This is a genomic window from Psychrobacter sp. SHUES1, from assembly GCF_001652315.1.
Taxonomy (GTDB): Bacteria; Pseudomonadota; Gammaproteobacteria; order Pseudomonadales; family Moraxellaceae; genus Psychrobacter; species Psychrobacter faecalis.
Genome location: NZ_LXWA01000108.1, coordinates 1 through 3,850 on the forward strand (window position 1 = coordinate 1; position 3,850 = coordinate 3,850).

Here is a 3,850-nt window from a genome sequence, read left to right on the forward strand (position 1 = left end):
GGTGTTGATGGTGTAGAGTGCTAGATTATAGCTATCCCACACGTCGATGGTCAGCTTCTTGCCTTTAGCCAGGCTAAATTGAATGGTGGATTTAAGACTTTTCTTTCCTGATTTTTTGATACCTACGTATTTGATTGCTGCTTTTTTAAAGGGAATCCAACCAAGTGATTTACGCTTAGATTTTGGGTTGTTGGTTCGCCAGTTTAGTTTGGCTTTTTTGAATTGCTTGCGAGATTTAGTATGGGTTTCGGCAATGGCTTGTAAGGTTTGGCTGTGCAGGTTTAGCAGCTCGCCACTACCTTTTACATAAGCCGCAATATCATAAGCTGAAAAGAAAAGATTGGTGCGTTGAAGATGCTTAAAACTCAAGTCATTCACATAGTTCCACACAAAATTAACTGCGCTCGCTAAGGTATTTAGCTGATTGGCGTGTTTGTCTTTGATGCGACACTTGAGCGTTTTCATAGAGTGATTATGGTCTTAATGAGTTTGGTTGACAAGTCTGTTTTAAGGCTGAGCGACAATAGCTGACGCCTAATGTCCACGCCCTAGAAGGGAGGTGGTTTTACGGCGCTTTTTGATAAATATACCTAAAATTATTAAGAAAAATAAAAATTAATTTTTAAAATATACTTTTTAAATATTATGGCATATCAACTTTTTTCTGAAAAACCAATATCTCATTGTTGGCGGGCATTTTATAGCGATTTATTAGCAATAGATGCTGTTTTTCCGCCATTTCTATGATGTCTTCTAAAGCACGAACACCGCTGTTGCTATCACGCTGCCGAAGACTATAGTCAAACTGTCGATTACTATCACTGCTATAACGGCCATTTTCGTTAAAGGGTCCATAAACGATGAACTTTCCCTCTAAAGGTAGCATATTGCCAACCAACTCAAATAACTTACTGACTAAAAACCACGACATAATATGCAAAGTATTGGCGGTAAATACCGCATCATAAGGCGCATTGATAGTCTTATTTATCGGCACTGAATCAGACGATACATTAAAGCTTAGCGGCGCATATAGATTAGGCGCAGGATGCGCAGCATGCCAAGCGTTGATAATGACATGATTGGCAAACACATCACTGGTCTGCCAGTATAAATGCGTCAAACGTGGCGCAAAATAGACACTATGCTGCCCCGTCCCTGAACCAACTTCTAAGACATGAGTAGCGTCTTGCAGCTCTTGCTGTAAAACGTCTAAAATCGGCTGCTGATTATTTTCACACGCTTGAGAAAACGGCAAGGTTGCAGCGTCATATAGATGATTACGTATTGAACTGCTTTTATTCATATTCCTTCCTGTTCTCTATTATCTTGCAGTAACGAGCGCTAACCACTAATAAATACCCGCTTCTACCCCAGCTGCCAGTGTCATCGCTAGCTCTTCGACTTGCTCGGTAAATACCTCTTGCCAATCGCCTTGTAAAATCAGAGCTTCTTGAATCCATTCCCAGCGCAATCCAGTGGTTATGGTTTTTATAGCAAGCTTGGTACCCGTACCATCATGACCTGCGCGAACATAGAGTGCAAACGGCATACCCTGCTTCTTCTCTAACACCGGATAATAACAGCGATCAAAAAAGTCTTTGGTCAGCCCCGCCATATACGCCAAGTTCTCAGTCGTGCCTAATAATAGCGCATCCGCAGCTAACACATCTTCAGGCTGCGTATCTTGAGGAGATTTGAGTATGATGTTGATATCTATATCAGGGTGATTAGCACCATCGTAGGCTGCTTGCGCTAGCTTTTTGGTATTCGGTGATGGCGCATGCGCGACGATAAGTAAGGTTTTACTAGCCATATCAATCACCTTTATAGAAGTTACTAGTTTTTGGAATTAATAGTCACTCTTTGAATGATATCAGGATGAATGCTTTTCGCAACCGGACAAGTTAACGCAGTGTTGTAGAATATCTTTTGCGTTTTATCCTCTAACGCTTGATTAAAAGCGATCTCGACATGTATTTCACTGACACGTCTTGGATCAGCAGCCATTATTTTGGTCACTTCAGCGGTAGTACCTGCGATATCAATCTTCATATCACGCGCTTTGATACCGATAATCGTCAACATGCAACCGGCTAAGCTAGTCGCCAATAAATCAGTCGGTGAAAAGGCTTCGCCCTTACCTTGATTATCAACTGGTGCATCGGTAATGATTTCATTGTTTGATTGTAAATGAATAGCGGTAGTACGTAGGTCGCCTTGGTAAGTTACTTTTGAGGTTGTCATATAATTCTCTTCGATAGTTATGGTTATTGGATTATAGTTGCTTGGACATCTTAAGTAGCTCATTTATAGACAATAATTACTTCAGATTTTTTAGTTAAAACAATAGACTTTATGTTTGAAGGTTTTTAGAAAATGGACTCTCATACAATTTCGTATTAAGCAAAAAAAATAATTTATGAAAATATTGAACGAAATAAAAATGGTCAACGGAGTTTTTAAGAATAATTCATCTAGTTCCTATTTACTGACTAACCTCTTTCTCTCTAAATGTGCTAAAAAATCTTGTCCTTTCTTAGTGATAGAAAATCTTCTCCATCGTACGCTAGCAACTTTTTCGTTCTGAACTAGTCCGTGAATTTGTAGCTTAGGACAGACATTGTTATATAAAAAGTATACTGATTCTTGTTGCTGAGTTTGATTTGTTACACCAGTAACAAGAGTCTCTTGAACAGTTATGAATAGAGTAAATAAATTTTGAGTTACGTCTTCTTTACCATTAATAATATTGGGTGGAATTTTCACCTCTATTGAATTAAGAATTTTTTCTAATTCATCAAATTCAGACGAGTTAGTTACTTTTGTATACTGGCCAACTTTATTTGCTAAAATAGAGTTTTGCTTATTTAATTCTTTCACCTGATTGTTTAATTTAGCTATTTCATCCACTAAGCCTTTTGTATCAGGTATCTCATTTCCAGAAACCCAACCAGCTAATTCTCTTGTAGATGCTATTTCAGGTAAGCTCTCCATGACAGCTAAACGAATATCTTTCATGTCTTCAAAGAATGAAGACATATTATTCAGTACTTTGGCTCTAAATAATTTTAATTCAGAAGGGTTGTTTACCTCCATCACTGATGAACCATGCTTTTTAACCTTACTTTCTAATGCACTGTCATTAATTACGACAGCAAAAAGTGGTTTTTCAATCTCCAAAGCATAATCATACTCTAATTCAGTATAGCTAATACCAGATTCAGGTTCGACGCTACCGTATCTTCCACCTAAAATTAACATATAAACATCAGATTCATCAATCCACTTTTTTATAACGTCTAATTGACTCTTATCACTGGCATTGAATAATTCCATTCCAGCAGGAATATGTCCAGACTTTAATACAGCACTAACAGCTGCTTGTCTCTCTTCTATCAAATCAATATACGTTGATGATATAAATACCTGTAACCTTTTTTTCATAGAATTTCCTCTTATCAAAAATTGAGTAATGACCATTTATAAACATTATACTTGTTATAACTGGATTTAAGTTAGCTTATTAAGAAAAGAGATATACGAGTGTGATTTTATTAAATATCTTTATATAAATCCCGCAGACAAAGAAAACCCCCTTCTACATTAGCAGAAGGGGGTATATCTTAAGAATAGAGAGCTGACGATGACCTACTCTCACATGGCCGGAGCCACACTACCATTGGCGCGATGATGTTTCACTTCTGAGTTCGGGAAGGGATCAGGTGGTGCCATCATGCTATTGTCGTCAGCAAAGGGGGTTAGATATGAGTCTGTGTGTTTAATGACTAGTGTCATCTTAATCCAACTGAATCAAGGATTAAGGTGATATCGAAATAATTAGACTTGA

Annotated in this window: 4 protein-coding genes, 1 rRNA gene and 1 pseudogene; all 6 read right to left on the reverse strand. The window is 37.7% G+C overall.

What is annotated here, in order from left to right; genetic code table 11:
* A pseudogene (locus A7325_RS12900) lies at positions 1 to 465 on the reverse strand (RNA-guided endonuclease TnpB family protein); the annotation flags it as partial.
* Positions 466 to 643: 178 nt separating this feature from the next.
* Entirely contained in the window at positions 644 to 1,306 is a 663-nt protein-coding gene (locus A7325_RS12905; RefSeq protein ID WP_068408782.1) for a DUF938 domain-containing protein, read from the reverse strand.
* Positions 1,307 to 1,351: 45 nt separating this feature from the next.
* Complete coding sequence (locus A7325_RS12910) at positions 1,352 to 1,816, reverse strand: flavodoxin family protein (protein WP_068408784.1); 465 nt, start codon at positions 1,814 to 1,816, stop codon at positions 1,352 to 1,354.
* Positions 1,817 to 1,839: 23 nt separating this feature from the next.
* The gene (locus A7325_RS12915; RefSeq protein WP_068408786.1) at positions 1,840 to 2,247 is read right to left on the reverse strand and encodes an OsmC family protein; all 408 of its coding nucleotides are present in this window, start codon (positions 2,245 to 2,247) and stop codon (positions 1,840 to 1,842) included.
* Between the two features lie 237 nt (positions 2,248 to 2,484).
* The gene (locus A7325_RS12920; RefSeq protein WP_068408787.1) at positions 2,485 to 3,447 is read right to left on the reverse strand and encodes a DUF4062 domain-containing protein; all 963 of its coding nucleotides are present in this window, start codon (positions 3,445 to 3,447) and stop codon (positions 2,485 to 2,487) included.
* A 191-nt stretch (positions 3,448 to 3,638) separates the two neighbouring features.
* A 5S ribosomal RNA gene (gene rrf / locus A7325_RS12925) occupies positions 3,639 to 3,753 on the reverse strand.
* Positions 3,754 to 3,850 lie beyond the last annotated feature (97 nt).

Coding starts and splice junctions, on each gene's coding strand:
- A7325_RS12905 (WP_068408782.1), bottom strand. CDS start 1,306: ATGAATAAAAGCAGTTCAATACGTAATCATCTATATGACGCTGCAACC.
- A7325_RS12910 (WP_068408784.1), bottom strand. CDS start 1,816: ATGGCTAGTAAAACCTTACTTATCGTCGCGCATGCGCCATCACCGAAT.
- A7325_RS12915 (WP_068408786.1), bottom strand. CDS start 2,247: ATGACAACCTCAAAAGTAACTTACCAAGGCGACCTACGTACTACCGCT.
- A7325_RS12920 (WP_068408787.1), bottom strand. CDS start 3,447: ATGAAAAAAAGGTTACAGGTATTTATATCATCAACGTATATTGATTTG.